The sequence below is a fragment of the Pradoshia sp. genome (genome assembly GCF_051873915.1).
In the GTDB taxonomy this organism is placed as follows: domain Bacteria; phylum Bacillota; class Bacilli; order Bacillales; family Pradoshiaceae; genus Pradoshia.
The window spans coordinates 15538-35373 of the sequence record NZ_JBJEFJ010000025.1; the positions used below are offsets into that span (position 1 = coordinate 15538).

The window sequence follows — 19836 nt, forward strand, 5'->3', positions numbered from 1 at the left end:
TCATCCCAATAATATACATCCCATTTTCCTTAACTTTCGAAGAATTCCTTCCTACAAATGAACCCGCCTATTGGTAATTCGGCACTGGGCTGGTAAGAAGAAAGCCATGAATCCTCAGGACCAGTGCTGTTATTAATCATACTACTCATGAGCTTGTCTTTTGATTGGGGTAAAATCATATACGGATTCATCATTTCCATCTATGAGACAAAAATAAGATAGCCTCACTCATATGCTGCCGGGAGGATGCTCTTTTCCACGAAGAGTTGAAAACATAAAAATAAGGAGAAAGACTAATAATAATCACACTAATCATTTTCTCCTGAATTGAGATGGTGGATGACAAATTGTCGTGTAAAATCCGCTTAAATGTATGGGTGTTTTCGAACCTCAGGAAAATATTTTTTCATTTTCCCTACATATATTAACCACTTTACAAACGAGGTATGGCAGTCTTTTCAAGTACAGGATAATATAATTTTACGGTATAATTTGCTATGCTAAGATTAGCTAAAAGTACATTTTGATGTATTTTTTCATTAACCGGCCATTCCGCTCTCCATCAAAATCTGAGAAGCGGTGCGGGAGATTGCCTACAGGCGCCCGATTGGTTTAACGTACAATCAGTGGATAAAGACACACCGCTGATTGAAGTTTCACCTTATGTTGGAACTTTGCAGTCCTTTGCATAATAGGTGCAGTAAGGATGTTTAACAGAGTTATATAAAAATACTTGATTGGGAGGTATCCTATGTCTATGCTTCATTGGAGTATATTACTGCCCTTTATAGCGGCATTTTGTATTCCGCTTACAGGCAAGATTACTCGAAAAATACATACAGGCTGGTTTGTGCTGATAATTCCGGTTATCATTTTCACCTATCTTTGCACATTGCTGCCGACAATCAAGGAGCACGCAACCATCATGGAGAGCGTATCCTGGATTCCATCGCTTGATATATCCTTTGATGCGTATGTCGATGGATTGGGCCTGCTCTTTGCTATGCTCATCACAGGGATTGGTGCCCTGGTCATTCTTTATTCCGTCTTCTATATGAATAAAGAGAAAGAGAATCTTGTTAATTTCTATGTGTTTTTGCTCCTGTTCATGGGTGCAATGCTTGGGGTTGTCCTATCTGACAACTTGATTGTTCTTTATACCTTCTGGGAGTTCACGAGCCTTTCCTCCTTCTTGCTGATCGGCTACTGGAATGACCGAAAAGCATCAAGGTATGGAGCACAGAAATCGTTATTGATCACCTTCTTAGGCGGTCTGTCCATGCTTGGAGGTTTCATCGCTTTATATGTGATGGGAGATACCTTCAGTATACGTGAGTTGATTTCAATGGCTCCGGAGTTAATCCAACATCCGCTGTTTTATTTCTCCATGGTTCTAGTCCTTCTTGGTGCATTTACAAAATCTGCCCAATTCCCATTCCATATTTGGTTACCAGATGCCATGGAAGCGCCGACACCTGTAAGTGCTTATCTACACTCGGCTACAATGGTCAAAGCCGGCATTTATTTGGTTGCTCGATTAAGCCCAATCTTTGCCCTGTCTGCTGAATGGGTTTGGATTGTTGGGCTCATTGGTATTATCACCTTATTTTGGGGCTCCTTCAATGCTATCCGACAGCATGACCTGAAAGGAATTCTCGCCTTCTCCACTGTCAGCCAGCTCGGGATGATTATGTCCATGCTGGGGATGGGTGCTGCGGCACTCCATTACACTGGGAATGGCTCCAATGTATACATGGCCGCAACAGCAGCTGCCATCTTCCATTTAATTAACCATGCGACCTTCAAGGGATCGCTCTTCATGGTTGTCGGAATCATTGACCATGAAACAGGGACAAGAGACATTCGTAAGCTTGGCGGTCTGATGACATTCATGCCAATTACGTTTACCATTGCCGCGATTGGGTCATTCTCTATGGCTGGCCTGCCGCCGTTCAATGGATTCCTGAGTAAGGAAATGTTCTTCAAAAGCACCCTGACGATTGCGAATGCTGATTTCCTTTCATTAGAAACATGGGGAATTCTCTTCCCGGTTATTGCCTGGGTTGCAAGTGTCTTTACATTCGTATACTGTATGATTTTGTTCTTTAAGACCTTTACTGGTAAAGCGAAGCTTGACCAGCTGCCGAAGAAGCCTCATGAGGCACCGATTGGTATGCTTATCTCGCCGATTGTTTTAGTATCATTGGTCATTATTTGGGGACTTTTCCCGAATATGCTTGCTGAAACCATCATTGAACCTGCTGTAGCGGCGATTCAGCCAGTCCTCTATGCAGCGGACCCGTACCATGTGCATATTTCCATGTGGCACGGCTTAAGCGGTGAGCTATGGATGACCATCGGTGTTATAGCCCTTGGTATCATTCTTTATAAAACCTATCCTGCCTGGACAGGCATTTACAAATGGATGCCAAAACGCTACACCTTAAACTCTGCCTATAATAAAGGCTTATCTTGGGCTGACTTCGGCTCCAACCGATTAACACGAGGGTACATGAATGGCAATATCCATGATTATTTAGTCTATATCTTTGGATTTACCTTTATCATCCTGCTTTACATGATGTGGAGACTTGATGCTTTCACTATTAATACGACCTCCGTTACACCAATCGGGGTCTATGAGGTAATTCTCGCTTTCATTCTTGTAACAGCATCCATCATGATTCTGTTTGCCAAGTCAAGACTTACATCAATCATCTTGCTTGGTACAGTTGGCTATACCGTTTCCTTGCTCTTTGTGTTATTCAGAGCACCAGACCTTGCGTTAACGCAATTTGTCATCGAAACAGTATCCACTTCATTATTCTTGCTCTGCTTCTATCATTTGCCGAAATATAAACCAAAAGAGAAAAGAATGAGATTCAAGGTAACCAATATGGTAATTGCTCTTGGTGTCGGTCTGACGATGACTCTTCTGGCACTTACTTCACATAGTACAAAATTATTTGAATCCATCTCTGAGTATTATAAGAAAGTTACGTATACAGAAGCAGGCGGGGAAAACATGGTCAACGTCATCCTCGTCGATTTCCGCGGCTTGGATACGATGTTTGAGATTACCGTATTGGCGATTGCAGCCATTGGTATCTATACGATGATCAAGCTTCGTCTTGAAAGAAGAGGAGGGACAGAATGAAGACGAATGATTTAATCCTGCAAACCGTCACAAAGGTAGCCACATTTGTGATTGTCCTATTCTCGATTCATATCTTCTTTGCCGGTCACTATACTCCTGGCGGAGGGTTTATCGGGGGATTGATGACATCATCGGCCATCATTTTGCTGCTCTTGGCCTTTGATTTAAAAACCGTTAAAGCCATTCTGCCTGTAAACTATTTATTGCTTGTGGCAGTGGGACTTGTATTTGCCGTCGGTACAGGAACAGGGGCATTATTCTTTGATGCTCCATTCCTGACACACGCCTATCACTATTTCGATTTGCCGCTGTTTGGCCACACATCCCTTCACACAGCTGTCCTGTTTGATACAGGGGTTTACTTAGTTGTAATCGGCGTAACAATGACCATTATCCAGACAATTGGGGAGAGTGAATAATGGAAATTTTAATGTCTATCGTTGTCGGAATTCTTTTCACCATTGCTACTTACTTGGTGTTATCGAAAAGCTTATTGCGCATCATTGTCGGAACTGGGATTTTAAGTCATGCCGCACATTTGCTTATCTTAACCATGGGCGGATTAAAGCAAGGTGCTGTCCCAATCTTAAGTGAGAATGCCAAGTCATATGTCGACCCGCTTCCACAGGCATTGATCCTTACAGCTATTGTTATCAGCTTCGGGGTCACTTCCTTCTTCCTTGTATTGGCCTATCGTTCGTACCAGGAGCTTGGAACCGATAATATGGATCAGTTGAGAGGAAATAAGTCTTATGAATAATTTTGTCATATTACCAATATTGCTTCCCTTGCTGACGGGAATCTTCTTGATTTTCCTCGCACGCAAGGTCAATGCACAAAGGGTTGTCTCCCTGGTATCGGCCATCATTTCTATCGTGATTGCCATCTCCCTTGTCATTGAAGTAAAAACAAACGGAATACAAGTAATGCAAGCAAGCAGCTGGGATGCACCATTCGGCATCAGCATTGTCGCTGATATGCTGTCTTCCTTGCTCGTACTCGTTACATCGATCATTGTCTTTTCCGTTTTAATATATTCGTTTAAACACATCGATGAAGGGCGGGAGAGATTTTTCTACTACCCTCTCGTTCAATTCCTGATTGTCGGAGTTAATGGAGCCTTCTTAACAGGAGATATCTTCAACTTATTCGTTTTCTTCGAAGTTATGCTGATGTCTTCTTATGTGCTCCTTGTTATAGGCGGAACGAAGATTCAATTAAGGGAAACCATTAAATATTTGCTCGTAAATGTTATTGCATCTGCCTTGTTCGTTGTTGCGGTCGCCTTACTATATTCTGTTGTCGGCACATTGAATATTGCAGATATATCACAAAGAATTGCAGAGATTGACCAGCCAGCAATTATTACGGTCATCGCTATCCTATTCTTGGTCGTATTCGGCTTAAAAGGGGCCATCTTCCCGCTTTATGTATGGATGCCGGGCTCCTACTATGCACCGCCTATTCCAATACTGGCATTATTCGGTGCCTTATTGACGAAGGTCGGGATTTACTCCATTCTTCGTACATTCACGACTCTTTTCTACCATCATCCTGAATACACCCATTCCATCATGCTGTACTTGGCCATTTTGACCATTATCTTCGGCTGCATCGGTGTCTTGGCTTATATGGATGTTAAGAAAATCATTATCTACAATATTGTCGTTGCAATTGGGGTTATCCTTTTCGGTATCTCTATTATGAATACAGAATCCCTCGCTGGTTCAGTGATGTACACCTTACATGACATGCTGATCAAATCAGCCCTCTTCCTGCTCATTGGCATGATGATTGCCAAAACGGGAACAAGCAATATGAAACGAATGGGCGGTCTTATGCATCAATATCCATTCCTTGGCTGGCTATTCTTCATTGCAGCCATCTCTCTAGCCGGTGTTCCGCCTTTCAGCGGCTTTGCCGGGAAACTGATGATCATTCAAGGAGCCTTTAAAGCTGGTCATTATGCAGGAGGACTTATCGTTCTCTTCTCAAGCTTAATTGTCCTATACTCCGTCATGAGAATCTTCATCTATGCCTTTTGGGGAGAGAAAAAAGAATATGAGCTCGCCCCGGAACAGAAAAAGGACACTCGCTTCTTATTGCTGCCAATCAGCATTCTGATTGCTGTCTCCATTGCATATGGCATTGGTTCTGAGGCTGTCTACACATATGTTTCAGATGCTGTTCAAGTGTTAACGAACCCTTCAGACTATATTCAAGCCGTGCTTAAGGAGTGATGACGATATGTCCTATCAAATTATATTAAACATGATTCTAGCATTAACCTGGATGTTCCTTACCACGTCTGCGACGGGTTCATCCTTTATTATCGGATACTTATTAGGGGCCATCATTCTTTACTTGTTCAGGAGATTCTTTGATACCCCCTTTTACTTGCGGAAGGTTGTCGCTGTTATACAGCTCCTATTGATTTTTATTAAAGAGCTGTTCATTGCGAACTTTGATGTCTTTAAGACCATTCTTCGTCCTAAGCTCGAATTGACACCTGGAATCTTCACCTATGAAACAAGTTTAAAGAAGGATTGGCAAATCACCCTTCTGGCGAACATGATTACCTTAACACCAGGAACATTGGTCATGGATATTTCACCAGATAATAAGACCCTATACATTCATGCACTGAATGTCGGGGAAATCGATGAAATGACGGATGGAATTCGTAACTCCTTCGAACGAGTCATCAAGGAGGTGAGTGAATAATGCTAAATTTCATGCTGCAATTAGCATTATTATGCATTACCATCTCGATGGGCATGCTCGTCTACCGGGTGATTAAAGGACCAAGCATTCCTGACCGTGTCATCGCACTTGATGCCATCGGAACCAATTTAATCTGTATGATTGCTGTCCTGTCCATTCTTCTGGACACATCCATGTTCCTTGAGGTTATCTTACTGATTGGTATTCTCTCCTTCACTGGAACGGTCGCTTTTTCTAAATTCCTGGAGAAGGGAGAAATCATCGAAAATGAACGAGATCTATAGTTATTTGTTTATCGGCATCGTCGTAATCGGTTCCTTGCTTGCGGTTATTTCCGCTTTAGGGATTTTGCGCTTGCCTGATGTGTACACAAGAAGCCATGCTGCTTCCAAGACTTCCACATTGGCTGTTTCCTTTGTCTTGATTGGAACTTTTCTGTACTTCTGGGTGGTTAAAGGACATTTTAACTCCCGAATTCTCTTAGCTGTTATCTTTATTTTCATGACAGCCCCTGTTGCCGGACACTTAATTAGCCGGGCAGCGTATAACACTGGCGTCAAGCTTTCCAAGATGACCGTTCGTGATGATTATAAAAAAACTAGACAAGTATCTGAGAATAAGAAATAAGAAAAGAACCTGGGATTGCCCCGGTTCTTTTCTTTGTATGAAGAAATGCTATTTTTTCATTGATATTCTTCCAGGATAAAGAAATGCAATTTCACTCTCATTTCTTTACCTGTATCACAGCAAGCGTACAGCGGCTGATGCAGATTAATTCATCCTCTTCATCCGTGATGCGTATTTCCCAAATTTGCGTTTTTCTTCCTTTGTGCTGAATCGTGCCCGTGGCAGTGACGATTCCTTCACGCTTGCTCTTAATATGATTGGCGTTTATTTCGAGTCCGACTACTGCCTCATGATCAGGATCAACGAGTAAGAATCCTCCCATGCTTGCAACAGTTTCAGCTAAGGCCACTGATGCGCCGCCGTGGAGCAGGCCCATTGGCTGATGAGTCCGCTCGTCCACCGGCATCGTCGCAACCACTTTCCCTTCTCCTGCCTCAATAATGTCAATTCCGAGAGTGCCCATTAATGTATTTTCATAATCCTTCATGCAACCATACCCTTCTATCCATAATCCTTGCTATTCTACTATTTCTTCATGTATTCACTTTGTTCCTGCCATCCATATGTATGAATTGAAAAAACCAGCAGGGACACTGCTGGCTTTTATTTATTCTACCAGAAGAAACCGCCGGCGAATGGACCGTAGAAGAGTGGCGCAGCCAGTGCTCCTCCTAGCAATCCACCTGCCAATCCCGCACCAAAGCCCCCAAATGGACCTCCGAAATAAGGGCCTCCCCATGGTCTGCCCCATGGTCTCCCCCACGGTCTTCCCCATTGTCTGCTCATCATCATCATGTCTGGATTCATCTTAAGAATACCTCCTGTATGTTTAATGCCTACACTATTATGTATGCATAAACGCATGAGCTTGTAAGGGCGTATAACCATTTCGGGCGGTAAGTTTTACGGTCCAAAGGAAAGAAGGCACCGCTCTTAGCGGAGCCCTCCTCCCAATCAACATACGATTAATCCGTTTCCTCAAGGCCGAAGCGCTCAACAAGTGTCGCAAGCGTTCTTGCCATCACGCCAGTCGCTCCTGCTGGTCCAAGCTCATAGGAACGATTTCTTGTAGAGGTGCCGGCAATATCTAGATGCACCCATGGGGTTTCTTCCGCAAACTCTCCAACGAACGCTCCACCCATAATGGCATGTCCCTCAGAGCCTGGAGAGTTATTAAGGTCGGCAATTTGGCTGCCGCGGACACGCGCCTTGTCCTTCTCTGTGATTGGAAGTCTCCACATTGGTTCACCCGCTTCTTCGGATGCTAAAAGGACTTCCTCAAACCAGTGTTCATCATTCGTCATGGCCCCAGTCATTTCCACGCCGAGCGCTGTAATGACACCGCCTGTCAAAGTAGCTACATCGACAAGATAATTCGCACCATGATGCTTCGCATAGGTCACTGCGTCAGCCAAGACGAGTCTTCCTTCCGCATCTGTATTCAATACCTCAATGGTTTTGCCGCTCATGGAGACAATCACATCATCCGGCTTAAAGGCATTGCCGGAGATCATATTATCAGTTGATGGAATGACAGCAACGACATTCTGCTCAGGCTTTAATTCACCGATGATTTCCATTGCGCCCAGCACGGCTGCTGCTCCGCCCATATCTGTCTTCATGCCGACAATACCGGCCTTCGTTTTGATGGAGTAGCCGCCCGTATCAAAGGTAATTCCCTTGCCGACAAGGCCTATTACATCTGTCCACTCATCTTTTCCTTGGTATTTAAGGACAATCATCTTCGGCGGTTCCTCAGACCCTTGGTTGACCGCCAGCAAGGCACCCATTCCGAGCTCTTCCATTTCGCTCTTCTCTAGGATTTCACATTCAAAATGATATTTCTCAGCAAGTCCCTGAGCGTAATTAGCCATATCAGTCGCTGTTAGCATATTGCCTGGCAAATTAACCAGATTGCGGGCAGAGTTTGTCCCCTTCCCATACGTATGGCCGACAAAGAGGGCAGATTCAATCACCGCATGATCATGCTCAGTGTATACGGTGATTTCCTCAATTTGACGAGGCTGTTCATTCTTCTTCTTCTTATAGCCTTCAAATTGATAGGTTGATAAAGCAAATGCCTCACTTAAGGCAAATGCGGCTTCCTCCGGCGTAATGGTTTCAGTGACAAAAGACTCTAGGTCCACCGCAATGCGGGTCCAGCCTCTCTTCTCCATGTCTTGGAAAAGGGCGCCGAATGCCTCCTTCAGGCTTTCAAATGAAAGCTCCTTCTGTTTGCCTAGGCCGACAAACACAAGACGCTCGGGCTTCATCAAGCCTAATGTATGTAAATAGGAAATCTGCTTCTTCTTCGCGGAAACATCACCTGATTTGGCTAGTTCTTGCAGCTTGCCATTCAAGAGCTTATCTCCGTCAGAGAGGTTCGCAGACAATGTGACAGGATGGCCAAACACTCCTGTCACCAGTACAGGAATCGAGACTACAGATGGATCTTCATTTTTGACGATAAACATTTGCATTCCTCCTCTTCCTATATTATAGGCTAAGTTTCAAAAAATGTTGATATAGAACTCCTCCCCTAAAAAACTCAAAAAAATAAGCAAGTGAACCTTTTGGTAAAGGTTCACTTGCATAGAGAATAAATTTATTTTTTCCTGTTGATTTGGTTTCTGAACACTTGCAAGCTTTCCGTATCATTTAAGGCGGTCAGCTCTGCTTCCGTTAGATTGCCCTTGCCCATACTGATAACATAAACCTCCAGCTTCTTTTTGCCCCATTCCTGATAGACATCCTGCACCGTATCATAATAAAGGTCAATCTTATTTCCTTTAATGGCTGAACCAGTATCTGCTACAACTCCATATCCATAATGCGGGATAAAAAGAATTGTTCCAATTGGAAAGACCGTCGTATCAGCAGCAATGGTTGAGTAAAGATCCCGTTTAACTTTTACACCGGAATACGTGATTCCATAACCCGGATGACCGGGTTTTTTCCCAGTTGATTCATAGCCTGCCGTATAGCCTGTTGCAATCACTTCATAGGAACGGTACTGGCTCCAGTCCTTTGATTCCTCCAAGGTCGCGGCAGAGACGCGATCAATATGAACCGGTTCCATGTATCCGAATAGATTTGTCAGGAAGGACTGGTTTATATAATCACGAATAGGCAGACCAGTGAAATGTGACCAGGTCACCCATACCGCGCTGATGAACAAAAGACATATCCCCGCTTTCTTGCATAGGGATAGAAATAGATTCATGTTCGATACACTCCTCTCACATAAACCAGTCTTCCCAAGTTAACTATTCCTATCCCTTCTTCGAAATCAATCAATAATGAAAAAAAAGCCATTAATGCGAGGCAATCGCACGAATGACTTCCTTAAAACATCCTATACCCTCTAACTCTCAGTATTCGAATGACCCATCCTGACACAATTGAACCGGCAAAACCGCTAAGCAGAATGACAGCATCAGCTACAGCAAGACTTTGCACTCTCTCCCAGAGAAAACTCATGCTCGATGAGAAGTTTGTGACATATTCGCTTACTCTCAAGTCCCCGGTAATATATAAAGCAATGATTGGATAAACCACTGCCATAATCCACGTTTTTCTAAAGAGCATATTGAGGATAAACCCCAATCCAAAAAACAAAATAAAGAAAAGCACAATCGAAATCACCATTAACGGAATCGACATCCCCATTCATTCCCCTCTCTTATCTCATACATGAGTAAGTGTATAAGAAGGAAGAATTTTCGTCAATTAGGATATCATTCCAAATGAATATCTTTCATTATTTCCGTTCCGACATTTTACCGCTCCCGCTGCAGCAGGAGCATGTCTCTGATCCGCCCAGCAACAATTGAAAATAACCGGCACCTGCACAATACGGGCATGGATGATTGGCTTTTTTCATCGGTTAAAACCCCCTGTTAAAATATTTGAATTTTCTGATAATATAACAGGTAAAGAGGGAATTGAAAAGGTTTCCAATCCCCCATTCTGTCCCATGTAAACGCATACATCATACTCTTACATTTAAATGCTTCGGATTTCTCACTAAATGAACAATTTATAGGATGTATATTGAAAGATGTCCCCGGGATTCTTCCCTTGCAGCGGTTTCTTATGTAAAGATGTATGTTTCTCATTTAATTCCGTAAGAAGAACGGAACTGTCAGGATCTCTCTTGATCTCCATCTCATCCATAAAGACAGCCTCTGACAGCTCTGAAAGCTGGACATTTATAGAATGAGAGGTCGGCTTCAACAAAAACATCAGCATATTATCGCTAATTTGATCCTTGATTACCCCAGTGCGCAGTCCAAATAGGCCAATTACTTCCGTATCAATGCCCGTTTCCTCCTTCACTTCACGGACAACCGCTTCATCAGCAGTCTCTCCGGGCTGAACAAATCCAGCTGGCAATGACCATTTCCCCTTCAGCCCGCCATATGTCTTCTTCACGACAAGCCATTTCCCATCTTCCGCAATTACAACCCCGCATACACCAAGCCATACATGCTTGCTTCTCTCTCCCATAGTTCCTCCCTTATTTCTTGTTTTGTCTCCATTATATAAAAAAAACTGTCCTCCACATAGAAGGACAGTTTCTGTTCTTTTCATTACAAGAATTTAAATTTCCCTTTTTTCAGCATCAAGGATAGGCCGCCAGCCATGAAGAGCGCACGGTTATCAATGACTTTCTTCATAATGGATGCGCTTGTGCCTTTGAGCTTCTTACCGAATACAACACCAATTGCATCGTCATCTCCAAGGGAGCATACAGTCCCTTTTGGTTTATATTCGAAGTCCTCCAATTGGCCGCCGCGAACAAGGGCAACGATATTCTTCGCACAAACCTCCGCTTGCTGCATAGAAATTTGGGCAGTTGGAGGATATGGACGGTTGATTTCTTCATTGATGACCAATGAGCAATCTCCGATCACAAATACATCCTCATGTCCTGGAGCTAGCAATGTAGGCTCAACTTTGACACGGCCGCGCATGTTTTCGAATCCGGATTTATCAATGATACTGCTTCCTCTTACCCCTGCAGCCCATACGACAGTACCTGCCGGAATCATTTCTGTTTCTTCCTCGCCTTTGCCGACAATGATGCCTTCTTCTGTACAGCCCTTGATTGGTGTGCCAATCATGAATTCGACACCCTTCTTCTCAAGTCTTGCGACCGCATAAGAAACAAGTTCCGGGTCAAATCCTGGAAGAGCAGACGGCGCCGCTTCTACACAGATAATACGAACTTTTTTCTGGTCAATATCATATTCCTTGCAAAGACCAGGCACACGGTTTGCCAATTCACCAATGAATTCAATGCCTGTAAAGCCGGCTCCGCCCACGACGATTGTCAAACGCTCTTCTTTCTTATCTTGAGCATATAAAGCAAATTGATGTTCAATATGATCGCGAATGTGACGCGCTTTATTCACACTTGAGATGCTGAATGCATACTCTTTCAATCCTTCAATGCCAAATGTCTCGGATTCGGCACCAAGGGCGATGACAAGATAGTCATATGGAATTTCCTTGTTGTTCTCGCAAACAACGGTTTTGGCTTCCTTGTTCACTTCAACCACTGTATCCTCAACAAGCTTCACTTTACTCTTATCTATTACACTAGGAATCTCATAGCGTACTCGATCATGATGAAGAGTTCCTGCGGATGCTTCATGCAGCCAAGTTGTTTCATAATGATAATTATGCTTGTTGATGAGTGTAATCTCCGCTTCATTCACATTTAATTTCTTTTGTAGACGAACCGCTGTTACAAGCCCGCCGTATCCAGCACCTAAAATGACGATTTGAGGCTTTTTCAATTCAATCACTTCCACCTTTTCGTTTTCATTTATGATATATCACTAATTAAGGCATTGTGATATTGTTCACTAACATTTACATGAATGTCACAAAACCTTAACATTTTTCTATAAACTTACTATATTCCCTTTTGGCTTATTTTTCAAGCAACATGTCTGATGACTTACTATTTCAGCCTATTGATTTATTGTCTGAATTTTATTAATATTAAATTTTATCATAGTCATATAGGTACTTGCTTCCTTTAAAGAAGCGTAGAATGTTCCATTTGTGTTACTATTAGTAAAGATTCATTCTTAATCAATGGGAGGTTTTCATGTGAAAGAAGATCAAAATATCTATGATGTGACCATAATAGGAGGGGGACCTGTTGGGTTATTCACGGCTTTCTACGGCGGAATGCGCCAAGCATCCGTGAAAATTATTGAGAGCCTGCCGCAGCTAGGCGGTCAGCTGTCAGCCCTTTATCCTGAAAAATATATTTATGATGTTGCAGGATTCCCTAAAGTTCTCGCACAGGACTTAGTGGATAATTTGAAAGAACAAACCGCTAAGTTTGATCCGACCATTTGCTTAGAGCAAGCAGTCGAAAAAGTGGAAAAACAAGCTGACGGGGTCTTTAAGCTGACAACCGATAAAGAAATCCATTATTCCAAAACAATTATCATCACAGCAGGAAATGGTGCTTTCCAACCTCGCCGTCTTGAGCTTGAACAGGCATCACAATATGAAGGCAAAAACCTCCATTATTTCGTTGATGATTTAAATAAATTCGCCGGCAAGAAAGTAATTGTCTGCGGCGGCGGAGATTCAGCCGTTGACTGGGCATTAATGCTTGAGCCAATCGCAAAAGAAGTAACCCTTGTACACAGACGTGATAAATTCCGCGCACACGAGCACAGCGTTGAAAATCTCAAGAAATCCAATGTGACCATTAAAACGCCGTACATACCTTGCGACATGGTTGGTGATGAGGAAGCAATTAGACAAATCATCCTGCAGGAAGCCAATGGCGAGAATAAAGAAATTATTGATGTCGACGATGTACTTGTCACTTATGGATTTGTCTCTTCCTTGGGACCAATTAAGGAATGGGGTCTTGAAATCGAGAAGAATTCCATCGTTGTAAATAGCCGAATGGAAACAAATATACCAGGCATCTATGCTGCAGGTGACATTTGTACCTATGATGGGAAAGTTAAACTGATTGCCAGCGGATTTGGCGAAGCTCCAACGGCTATCAATAATGCAAAAGCCTATATGGATCCAAAAGCACGCGTGCAGCCGCTGCACAGCACTAGCATGTTTAAGGATTGATTAGAATAAAACAGGTCATGAATTGATTTCATGGCCTGTTTCTTTTTGCGTTCATTCAATCGATCAAAATGATAGTCTGTTTTCGTTAGGAAAGCTGCTAGTGATCAATTAATGCTTCCCTCTACCTCTTAGAATCAAAGACATTCTCCGGTAAACAGCTGCCGGCACCTACAATAAGAAAAAAAACCTCTTCAGATTTGCTCTGCTTCTATTGCACAGCTGCCTGAAGAGGTCTTCTTTTGTCTTTTTCTTGATGAAGAAAATCTTTAGCATTCCTCCGGTGTACCGGCGTTTGTCTTCGTTCTGAAGGAGGAGCCGCAGCCACATGAGGCAATCGCATTAGGATTATCAATTGTGAATCCGCCGCCTAGCATCGATTGCTTATAGTCAATTCGCGTTCCATTCAGAATAGCCGCATCGTTCTTGGCAACGATAAAGCTAATGCCATGCTGAATCGTTTCGATATCGTCTTCCTTCTTCTCTTGTTCGAAATTCATGCCATAGGAGAGACCGCTGCATCCGCCGCCATGTACGGCGACACGCAAATAGGACTGCTCTTCCCCGCTCTCCTTGATCATTTCATTTATTTGAATAGCTGCTGCTTCTGTTACGATAATCACTTCTGCTGACATTTATTCTTCCCCCTTTTGTCAAAGTATAGAAGGAAATCAAAAATCCTCTAGATTTAGTATATACATAAACCTCGGTACTCTCAACCGAAAGACACATCTGCCTAAACCCATAATATGGAGACACATAAAGCGCTCGGGAATGACGGACAATAAAGAGACAGAATACCTAAAAAGGAGTGTCCGCATTTGCTTTCATCTGAACAGCTTTCCGCCTTAAAGAACAAACTAACGGAACGGAAAAAGGAAGTCGAAGAGCATATATCCTTAAATGACCATTTTGGCTTGCATAAGGATGAGAACTTTTATAATTATGTCGGAGAGATCTCCGTGTATGATAACCATCCCGCCGATACTGGGACAGAATTATATGAACGCGAGAAGGATATTGCCCTGAATGAACTCTTTGAAGAGGAACATAAGAATATTACAGAAGCCCTTAAAGCCATCGAGAAAGGGGAATATGGAAAATGCATAGTCTGCGGCAAGGATATTCCCTTTGAACGGCTTGAGGCGGTTCCGTTCACCGAGTATTGTGTCGAGCATACCCCTGATCAGGTCGTCTCACATACCCGTCCTGTCGAAGAGGAGGTTTTGCATCCTCTCTATAGTAAAAAACATCCAACAGAAACAATCGGATTCGATGAAGAGGATTCCTGGCAGGCCGTATCAGAATGGGGAACCTCTGACTCCCCTTCAGATTATTACGACCCGAAGGAGCACTATGACCAAGTGTATTTAAATTCTGATGAGCATATCGGCTATGTGGAGGATATCGAGAATTTTGCTGGAAATGATATGGACGGAAAGAATGTCCAAATCTATCCGACAGCAGAGCTCGAACAGCTGAAGGATATCCTTGATGAGGAAGGAATTATGACGACATTCGGTGATTTGAAGCCGTATGAAGAGGATCCTTACACAGAGGAATATGCAAAAGCTCATAAGGATGAAGAAGATTTCGATGTTTATTAAGAAAGGGAGGCAGCGCTTAGCAAGCACTGCCTCCCTTTATTTTATGTCTTAAAACATTGGATTTTCTTCAATATACTGATAAATATTATCTACTAGCTCTTCCGGTGTATCCCCGGTCACCACATCACCGTTCACCAGGGCATACATGCTCGCTGAACAAATGCCGCAATAACTGAGACAGCCATATTCAATGACATCCAAGTTCGGATCACGGTCGAGAATTTCCATCGCAGGCTGTGCCCCGCTGGCAAGATTACTTATACAAAACTCGATGATTGGCTTCATGAACTCTCACCCCTTATTTCAACTCTACATCCTACTCTCTTTTGCATGAATAGTCAATTAGTTGAGACCTGATCAACTGACTGGATACTGAGATACTTTTCAATAATTGGACACTTTTGGTTGTTATTTTCGCGGTAATTCGATATACTTTTGGAGGGAATTTTAGAATATTATTAATTAATTTAAAAAACTAAATATTATTTTGACAGCGCTTAACCTTCTCGTTGATGTTTCGTCTGAATATTTTGGTAAGATAGAGAAGGAAGAACCTAAAACCACAAACAAGACAATAATCGCAGCATGAAAACGAACCTGTATAACCCAGCAAAGGAGTCATAGCCATGAAAAACTTAGTCATCCTCGGTGGTGGATATGGTGGGATGAGACTGCTCAACAAATTGACCGATAATCAATTTCCAGATGATATACATGTCACACTTGTTGACCGCGTCCCTTACCATTGCTTAAAAACGGAATTCTACGCCCTTGCCGCCGGCTCCATATCTGACCATGCCATCCGTGTTTCATTCCCGAAGCATGAACGCATTTCATACAAATACGGCGAAGTCGGCTCAATCGATTTAGAAAAAAAGAGAATCCTCTTCACACAGGATGAACCCCTTGCCTATGATGAATTAATCATCGGTCTCGGCTGCGAGGATAATCATCATAATATCCCTGGAGCAGCTGATTACACGTACAGCATCCAATCGATTGACAAATCAAGAAGCACCTATCAGGCATTGAATAATTTAGGGCATGGAAAAGTGGTTGCGATTATTGGAGGTGGACTGAGCGGTATCGAGCTGGCAAGCGAATTGATTGAAGGCCGGCCAGATTTGGATATCCGCCTTTATGACCGGAACGACAAGATTCTCTCCACCTTCCCGGCGAAGCTAAGTAACTATGTCGAAAGCTGGTTTGTTGAACATAATGTCACCTTGGTCCATAACAGCAACATCACAAGGATTGAACCGAATATTCTTTATAACCATGATGAGGTTGTCCACTGTGATGCCATCGTCTGGACTGCCGGAATCCAGCCTGTTGAACCAGTTCGGAATATGCCGGTCGAGAAGGATAAAGGAAACAAAATCATCCTGACGCCGCAGCACACCATTCCAGGATACCCGGACGTATTTGTGGTCGGTGACTGCGCATCCCTCGGACATGCGCCAAGCGCCCAGCTTGCTGAAGGCCAAGCCGAGCAAATCTATCAAGTTCTCTTGAAGAAATGGGCCAATGAGCCGCTTCCAGAATCGTTCCCGCCAATCAAGCTTAAGGGTATTCTTGGGTCCTTAGGAAAGAAGCACGGCTTCGGGCTCATGGCGGAGCGCCCAATTACTGGCAGGATGGCCAGAGTGTTAAAATCCGGTGTTCTGTGGATGTACAAATATCATAATGGATGAGAAGAAGGCAGGTTATTGCAACCTGCCTTTCCTGTTATCCTATTTCTTGACCGCATGAATGAAATGAATCGTTTCAAACGCGGATAAATAATCATCCCGCTCACCGAAGAACTGCTCGTCAATCATCTCCGGAGTCAAGTGCTCATAAACAAGCAGACCTGCCTCTTCTACTAGCCTCTCGATTGTTCTATACGTATAGCAGGATTTAATTGGCTCACCGCTCGCTTGTGCCAGCTGCACGAATTTCTCTACACGATTTGCAACGCCATGTCCATCCCATGTATTCGCATCAGCATAATCAAACACAATTGAGCTTCCCTCAGGTACGAGTGAAAACAGTTCAATGAGCAGCTCTTTTAAGGCATCTTCAGTTAAATAATAAGAGACACCTAACAGGCTGAAGAAGGTCTTCACCTTTTTAAAGCCCTCTTGAATAAGACCCTCAGGGGAGAATTCATTTTCAAAATCCATCGGGATAAAATGAAGATGAGACGGAACTGGCAAATTCGCCTTATCCAGCCTGTCCCTTTTCAGCTCCTGAACTGCCGGCCGATCAACCTCAAAGATATCAATGGGCTGCGCTTCCCTTTCACGAATGCTGAATGTATCAAAGCCTGCCCCAAGAATGACATATTGAGAGGCCCCGAGCATACACTCATGCTTTAATACCTTCTCACAATAAGCTGAACGAGACAGGGTCGTTGGAGCCAGCTGAACCTGTGTAATATACTTCAGCAATTCATCCGGCTGTCCATTATATTTAGCAGCAATCTCAGGGTTAAAATAGCGGATGCCCTGCACCATTTGCTCGCTTATTGCCTCATATTCCTCATCCGTTATAAGTTTCCCGGCCAAGCTATCATTAAAGATAACTGGCGTATCATACTTACTGTGGTAAGCACGGGCAAAGGCGGAAATCAACAAGGGTAAATTTGCTTTCGTTTGGCTCATGATTGATATCCCTCCACAAAAAAAAATGAGATTCCCCTCTATGGGGAATCTCATTATAACACAATTTTAATAATATTAAATTTTAGCACAATTAGCCTTATTTGTCAAGTGTTTTGAATTCTCTAAAAGGAGTGAAAAACATGAAAATAAGACCATTGCTTAATGAGGACGTCAACCAATTCCGCAAGCTTCGGCTAGAGGCTCTCCAGAACAGCCCTGAATCATTCAGTTCCAGCTATGAGGAAGAAAGCAGCTACCCATTGCAAAAATTCGAAACCCGCCTTCGTAGAAAGGCGGGTTTTTGACATTAATAATGACGTTGCTAATCCCGGCTAAAGTTCACCTGCACTTTCGGCTGTTTTGATGGAAAGAAAGATGCTTAGGGCACCTAGCAGGCACAGCACGAGAAGAATAAGGTCCTGGTTAAGATGTAAGAATGTCGAGAAATTAGGTAAATTCATACATACTATAGAGCATATTACGGTTGGGATTGTTCCTCTTGTCAAAATACCAAAGATAAAGAGAGGGATGAAACTAATCAGGGGAATCATGAGTGATCCAGCTATCATACTTTTAAAAAAAGCAAATATATCCGTATTTGTTGGCTGGCCGTTAATAATAGGAGTTATCAGATCAAGCAAATAAGTTGTTAATCCTGTAAAAACATACGATCCAACGGCAGCAAGAAAGACGAAGATGTAGATAAACAATACTTTTGCCGTAAACAACTTTTTCCGACTAATCGGATACCCGAAGGAGAGAGAGATTGTTTTATTTTTATATTCTTCAATAAAAACCTGGCTGATCAAGGAGCCCCCAAGCAATATGAGTCCCATTTGTATAAACGAATTCAGTTCAATGGCTGCCGCATAGCTTTCACCCATGAAGGGCATCACAATCTTAATGAAAAATACGGGCATAAACATAAGAATGAGCCAGTAGATCATCACTTCAGAAATGACAGAAAGGCGTTTTAGCTTTTTCCATTCTAATCGCATTAGATTAAACAACTTTATCTCCCCCATTAATTTGATCATAGAAATAATCTTCCAAGTTACTCGTATGTTTTTGGATTTCTTCAATGCCAATATCATGGTGAACCAATAATTTGGCAATATCACTTTGAGAATGCGTCAAATCATAAATCCGGATTTTATTCCCTTGAAGCAATTTCATATTTGAAATATGAAGTTCCTGTTCAAGCAGATAAAGTGCTTTTTGTACATTTGTCGGCATTAGCTCAATGTAATCCGTTCGTTGCTTTCTTATCTCTTCTAAAGATACCTCATTTAACAGTCTCCCATTATCGATGACGCCAATTCTGTCTACAACCTGCTCCATTTCGCCTAGAATATGACTCGACAGGATGAAGGTTATACCGTATTCCCTGTTAAGCATTAAAATCAAGTCCCTCGTATCCTTAATCCCAATGGGATCAAGACCATTTGTCGGCTCATCAAGAATAATCAGTTCAGGCTTAGTAATAATCGCTCTAGCAATTCCAAGCCTTTGCTTCATCCCTAAAGAGAATTCCTTTACCCGCTTATCCTCAATCCCCTTTAGTTGCACCATATTCAATGCTTGCTTGATTCCTTGCTCATCATAATAGCCTAGATATTCGCAATGGAGCTTCAAATTCTCAATCGCCGTTAAGTGCTCAAAAAAAACTGGATACTCAATAATACTTCCGACGCGCTTCAACATAAACTTGGAACGTTCATTAAGTCTCTGTCCGAATAATTCAATCTCTCCGCCTGTTGGGCTTGTTATTCCTGTAAGCATTTTCAGAATTGTTGTTTTACCAGCTCCATTTTGGCCAAGGAGCCCGTATATTTCCCCTTTATGAATATGAAGGTCAATATTGCTTACCAAGTCTTTTCCTTTTTTCTTTTTCGTTAATCCTGCCGTTCTCACCACACTGTTCATTTTGTTCTCTCCTTCCCTTTATCTACTTACA

Annotated in this window: 24 protein-coding genes; 11 read left to right on the forward strand and 13 right to left on the reverse strand. The window is 42.7% G+C overall.

What is annotated here, in order from left to right; genetic code table 11:
* Positions 1–751 precede the first annotated feature (751 nt).
* The 7 genes from ACI35L_RS02395 to mnhG are packed head-to-tail and all read left to right on the forward strand — an operon-like array spanning position 752 to position 6508.
* Positions 752–3157, forward strand: coding sequence for a Na+/H+ antiporter subunit A (locus tag ACI35L_RS02395; RefSeq protein WP_049669681.1), 2406 nt, complete (start codon positions 752–754; stop codon positions 3155–3157).
* Entirely contained in the window at positions 3154–3576 is a 423-nt protein-coding gene (locus ACI35L_RS02400) for a Na(+)/H(+) antiporter subunit B (RefSeq protein WP_049669680.1), read from the forward strand. The genes ACI35L_RS02395 and ACI35L_RS02400 overlap by 4 nt, the downstream gene beginning before the upstream one ends.
* A complete protein-coding gene (locus ACI35L_RS02405) occupies positions 3576–3917 on the forward strand; it encodes a Na(+)/H(+) antiporter subunit C (RefSeq protein ID WP_049669679.1) in 342 nt (113 codons plus the stop codon). The genes ACI35L_RS02400 and ACI35L_RS02405 overlap by 1 nt, the downstream gene beginning before the upstream one ends.
* Positions 3910–5397 (forward strand): Na+/H+ antiporter subunit D, encoded by a 1488-nt coding sequence (locus ACI35L_RS02410; RefSeq protein WP_049669678.1) that lies wholly within the window; start codon positions 3910–3912, stop codon positions 5395–5397. Before ACI35L_RS02405 ends, ACI35L_RS02410 begins: the two co-directional genes overlap by 8 nt.
* A gap of 7 nt (positions 5398–5404) precedes the next feature.
* On the forward strand, positions 5405–5881 hold the full coding sequence (locus ACI35L_RS02415; protein WP_049669677.1) for a Na+/H+ antiporter subunit E: 477 nt from the start codon (positions 5405–5407) through the stop codon (positions 5879–5881).
* Complete coding sequence (locus tag ACI35L_RS02420) at positions 5881–6165, forward strand: Na(+)/H(+) antiporter subunit F1 (RefSeq protein WP_049669676.1); 285 nt, start codon at positions 5881–5883, stop codon at positions 6163–6165. Before ACI35L_RS02415 ends, ACI35L_RS02420 begins: the two co-directional genes overlap by 1 nt.
* Positions 6149–6508, forward strand: coding sequence for a monovalent cation/H(+) antiporter subunit G (gene mnhG, locus ACI35L_RS02425; RefSeq protein WP_049669675.1), 360 nt, complete (start codon positions 6149–6151; stop codon positions 6506–6508). Before ACI35L_RS02420 ends, mnhG begins: the two co-directional genes overlap by 17 nt.
* A 97-nt stretch (positions 6509–6605) precedes the next feature.
* Here mnhG and ACI35L_RS02430 read toward each other — a convergent pair whose 3' ends face one another.
* The 8 genes from ACI35L_RS02430 to ACI35L_RS02465 all read right to left on the reverse strand — a co-directional run bounded on the left by ACI35L_RS02430 (position 6606) and on the right by ACI35L_RS02465 (position 12327).
* Positions 6606–6995: a hotdog fold thioesterase gene (locus tag ACI35L_RS02430; protein WP_049669674.1), complete on the reverse strand. Its 390-nt coding sequence runs from the start codon at positions 6993–6995 to the stop codon at positions 6606–6608.
* Positions 6996–7120: 125 nt separating this feature from the next.
* Positions 7121–7315: a hypothetical protein gene (locus ACI35L_RS02435; RefSeq protein ID WP_049669673.1), complete on the reverse strand. Its 195-nt coding sequence runs from the start codon at positions 7313–7315 to the stop codon at positions 7121–7123.
* A 158-nt stretch (positions 7316–7473) separates the two neighbouring features.
* Positions 7474–8982, reverse strand: coding sequence for a leucyl aminopeptidase (locus ACI35L_RS02440; RefSeq protein ID WP_049669672.1), 1509 nt, complete (start codon positions 8980–8982; stop codon positions 7474–7476).
* 131 nt (positions 8983–9113) lie between these two features.
* The gene (locus tag ACI35L_RS02445; protein WP_049669671.1) at positions 9114–9731 is read right to left on the reverse strand and encodes a 3D domain-containing protein; all 618 of its coding nucleotides are present in this window, start codon (positions 9729–9731) and stop codon (positions 9114–9116) included.
* Positions 9732–9853: 122 nt separating this feature from the next.
* Positions 9854–10177 (reverse strand): YuiB family protein, encoded by a 324-nt coding sequence (locus ACI35L_RS02450; RefSeq protein ID WP_439802160.1) that lies wholly within the window; start codon positions 10175–10177, stop codon positions 9854–9856.
* A gap of 91 nt (positions 10178–10268) precedes the next feature.
* Positions 10269–10391, reverse strand: coding sequence for a YuiA family protein (locus ACI35L_RS02455; RefSeq protein WP_197089896.1), 123 nt, complete (start codon positions 10389–10391; stop codon positions 10269–10271).
* 143 nt (positions 10392–10534) lie between these two features.
* Positions 10535–11017: an NUDIX hydrolase gene (locus ACI35L_RS02460; protein WP_049669669.1), complete on the reverse strand. Its 483-nt coding sequence runs from the start codon at positions 11015–11017 to the stop codon at positions 10535–10537.
* Positions 11018–11100: 83 nt separating this feature from the next.
* The gene (locus ACI35L_RS02465) at positions 11101–12327 is read right to left on the reverse strand and encodes an NAD(P)/FAD-dependent oxidoreductase (RefSeq protein ID WP_439802161.1); all 1227 of its coding nucleotides are present in this window, start codon (positions 12325–12327) and stop codon (positions 11101–11103) included.
* Positions 12328–12631: 304 nt separating this feature from the next.
* Here ACI35L_RS02465 and ACI35L_RS02470 point away from each other — a divergent pair, with 304 nt between their 5' ends.
* Positions 12632–13630, forward strand: a complete 999-nt coding sequence (locus ACI35L_RS02470; protein ID WP_439802162.1) for an NAD(P)/FAD-dependent oxidoreductase — start codon at positions 12632–12634, stop codon at positions 13628–13630.
* A gap of 266 nt (positions 13631–13896) precedes the next feature.
* On the opposite strand, the gene ACI35L_RS02475 is transcribed toward ACI35L_RS02470, so the two are convergent.
* Positions 13897–14262 carry a HesB/IscA family protein gene (locus tag ACI35L_RS02475; RefSeq protein ID WP_439802163.1) on the reverse strand — a complete coding sequence of 122 codons (366 nt, stop codon included), beginning with the start codon at positions 14260–14262 and terminating at the stop codon, positions 13897–13899.
* 186 nt (positions 14263–14448) lie between these two features.
* Here ACI35L_RS02475 and ACI35L_RS02480 point away from each other — a divergent pair, with 186 nt between their 5' ends.
* Positions 14449–15234: a TraR/DksA C4-type zinc finger protein gene (locus tag ACI35L_RS02480; RefSeq protein WP_049669665.1), complete on the forward strand. Its 786-nt coding sequence runs from the start codon at positions 14449–14451 to the stop codon at positions 15232–15234.
* Positions 15235–15282: 48 nt separating this feature from the next.
* On the opposite strand, the gene ACI35L_RS02485 is transcribed toward ACI35L_RS02480, so the two are convergent.
* Positions 15283–15519 (reverse strand): YuzB family protein, encoded by a 237-nt coding sequence (locus tag ACI35L_RS02485; RefSeq protein ID WP_049669664.1) that lies wholly within the window; start codon positions 15517–15519, stop codon positions 15283–15285.
* A gap of 341 nt (positions 15520–15860) precedes the next feature.
* Between ACI35L_RS02485 and ACI35L_RS02490 the strand changes: the two genes are divergently transcribed.
* A complete protein-coding gene (locus ACI35L_RS02490) occupies positions 15861–16928 on the forward strand; it encodes an NAD(P)/FAD-dependent oxidoreductase (protein WP_049669663.1) in 1068 nt (355 codons plus the stop codon).
* Positions 16929–16967: 39 nt separating this feature from the next.
* Here ACI35L_RS02490 and ACI35L_RS02495 read toward each other — a convergent pair whose 3' ends face one another.
* Positions 16968–17879, reverse strand: coding sequence for a class I SAM-dependent methyltransferase (locus tag ACI35L_RS02495; RefSeq protein ID WP_439802164.1), 912 nt, complete (start codon positions 17877–17879; stop codon positions 16968–16970).
* A 140-nt stretch (positions 17880–18019) separates the two neighbouring features.
* Between ACI35L_RS02495 and ACI35L_RS02500 the strand changes: the two genes are divergently transcribed.
* Positions 18020–18184, forward strand: a complete 165-nt coding sequence (locus ACI35L_RS02500; protein ID WP_156185541.1) for a hypothetical protein — start codon at positions 18020–18022, stop codon at positions 18182–18184.
* Positions 18185–18211: 27 nt separating this feature from the next.
* Here the strand turns inward: ACI35L_RS02500 and ACI35L_RS02505 are convergent, their stop codons facing one another.
* Together ACI35L_RS02505 and ACI35L_RS02510 are read right to left on the reverse strand one after the other, a co-directional pair.
* A complete protein-coding gene (locus ACI35L_RS02505) occupies positions 18212–18889 on the reverse strand; it encodes an ABC transporter permease (protein ID WP_049669661.1) in 678 nt (225 codons plus the stop codon).
* Positions 18882–19805: an ATP-binding cassette domain-containing protein gene (locus tag ACI35L_RS02510; protein WP_049669660.1), complete on the reverse strand. Its 924-nt coding sequence runs from the start codon at positions 19803–19805 to the stop codon at positions 18882–18884. The genes ACI35L_RS02505 and ACI35L_RS02510 overlap by 8 nt, the downstream gene beginning before the upstream one ends.
* Between the last annotated feature and the right edge of the window lie 31 nt (positions 19806–19836).

Coding starts and splice junctions, on each gene's coding strand:
- ACI35L_RS02395 (WP_049669681.1), top strand. CDS start 752: ATGTCTATGCTTCATTGGAGTATATTACTGCCCTTTATAGCGGCATTT.
- ACI35L_RS02400 (WP_049669680.1), top strand. CDS start 3,154: ATGAAGACGAATGATTTAATCCTGCAAACCGTCACAAAGGTAGCCACA.
- ACI35L_RS02405 (WP_049669679.1), top strand. CDS start 3,576: ATGGAAATTTTAATGTCTATCGTTGTCGGAATTCTTTTCACCATTGCT.
- ACI35L_RS02410 (WP_049669678.1), top strand. CDS start 3,910: ATGAATAATTTTGTCATATTACCAATATTGCTTCCCTTGCTGACGGGA.
- ACI35L_RS02415 (WP_049669677.1), top strand. CDS start 5,405: ATGTCCTATCAAATTATATTAAACATGATTCTAGCATTAACCTGGATG.
- ACI35L_RS02420 (WP_049669676.1), top strand. CDS start 5,881: ATGCTAAATTTCATGCTGCAATTAGCATTATTATGCATTACCATCTCG.
- mnhG (WP_049669675.1), top strand. CDS start 6,149: ATGAACGAGATCTATAGTTATTTGTTTATCGGCATCGTCGTAATCGGT.
- ACI35L_RS02430 (WP_049669674.1), bottom strand. CDS start 6,995: ATGAAGGATTATGAAAATACATTAATGGGCACTCTCGGAATTGACATT.
- ACI35L_RS02435 (WP_049669673.1), bottom strand. CDS start 7,315: ATGAATCCAGACATGATGATGATGAGCAGACAATGGGGAAGACCGTGG.
- ACI35L_RS02440 (WP_049669672.1), bottom strand. CDS start 8,982: ATGTTTATCGTCAAAAATGAAGATCCATCTGTAGTCTCGATTCCTGTA.
- ACI35L_RS02445 (WP_049669671.1), bottom strand. CDS start 9,731: ATGAATCTATTTCTATCCCTATGCAAGAAAGCGGGGATATGTCTTTTG.
- ACI35L_RS02450 (WP_439802160.1), bottom strand. CDS start 10,177: ATGGGGATGTCGATTCCGTTAATGGTGATTTCGATTGTGCTTTTCTTT.
- ACI35L_RS02455 (WP_197089896.1), bottom strand. CDS start 10,391: ATGAAAAAAGCCAATCATCCATGCCCGTATTGTGCAGGTGCCGGTTAT.
- ACI35L_RS02460 (WP_049669669.1), bottom strand. CDS start 11,017: ATGGGAGAGAGAAGCAAGCATGTATGGCTTGGTGTATGCGGGGTTGTA.
- ACI35L_RS02475 (WP_439802163.1), bottom strand. CDS start 14,262: ATGTCAGCAGAAGTGATTATCGTAACAGAAGCAGCAGCTATTCAAATA.
- ACI35L_RS02485 (WP_049669664.1), bottom strand. CDS start 15,519: ATGAAGCCAATCATCGAGTTTTGTATAAGTAATCTTGCCAGCGGGGCA.
- ACI35L_RS02490 (WP_049669663.1), top strand. CDS start 15,861: ATGAAAAACTTAGTCATCCTCGGTGGTGGATATGGTGGGATGAGACTG.
- ACI35L_RS02495 (WP_439802164.1), bottom strand. CDS start 17,879: ATGAGCCAAACGAAAGCAAATTTACCCTTGTTGATTTCCGCCTTTGCC.
- ACI35L_RS02500 (WP_156185541.1), top strand. CDS start 18,020: ATGAAAATAAGACCATTGCTTAATGAGGACGTCAACCAATTCCGCAAG.
- ACI35L_RS02510 (WP_049669660.1), bottom strand. CDS start 19,805: ATGAACAGTGTGGTGAGAACGGCAGGATTAACGAAAAAGAAAAAAGGA.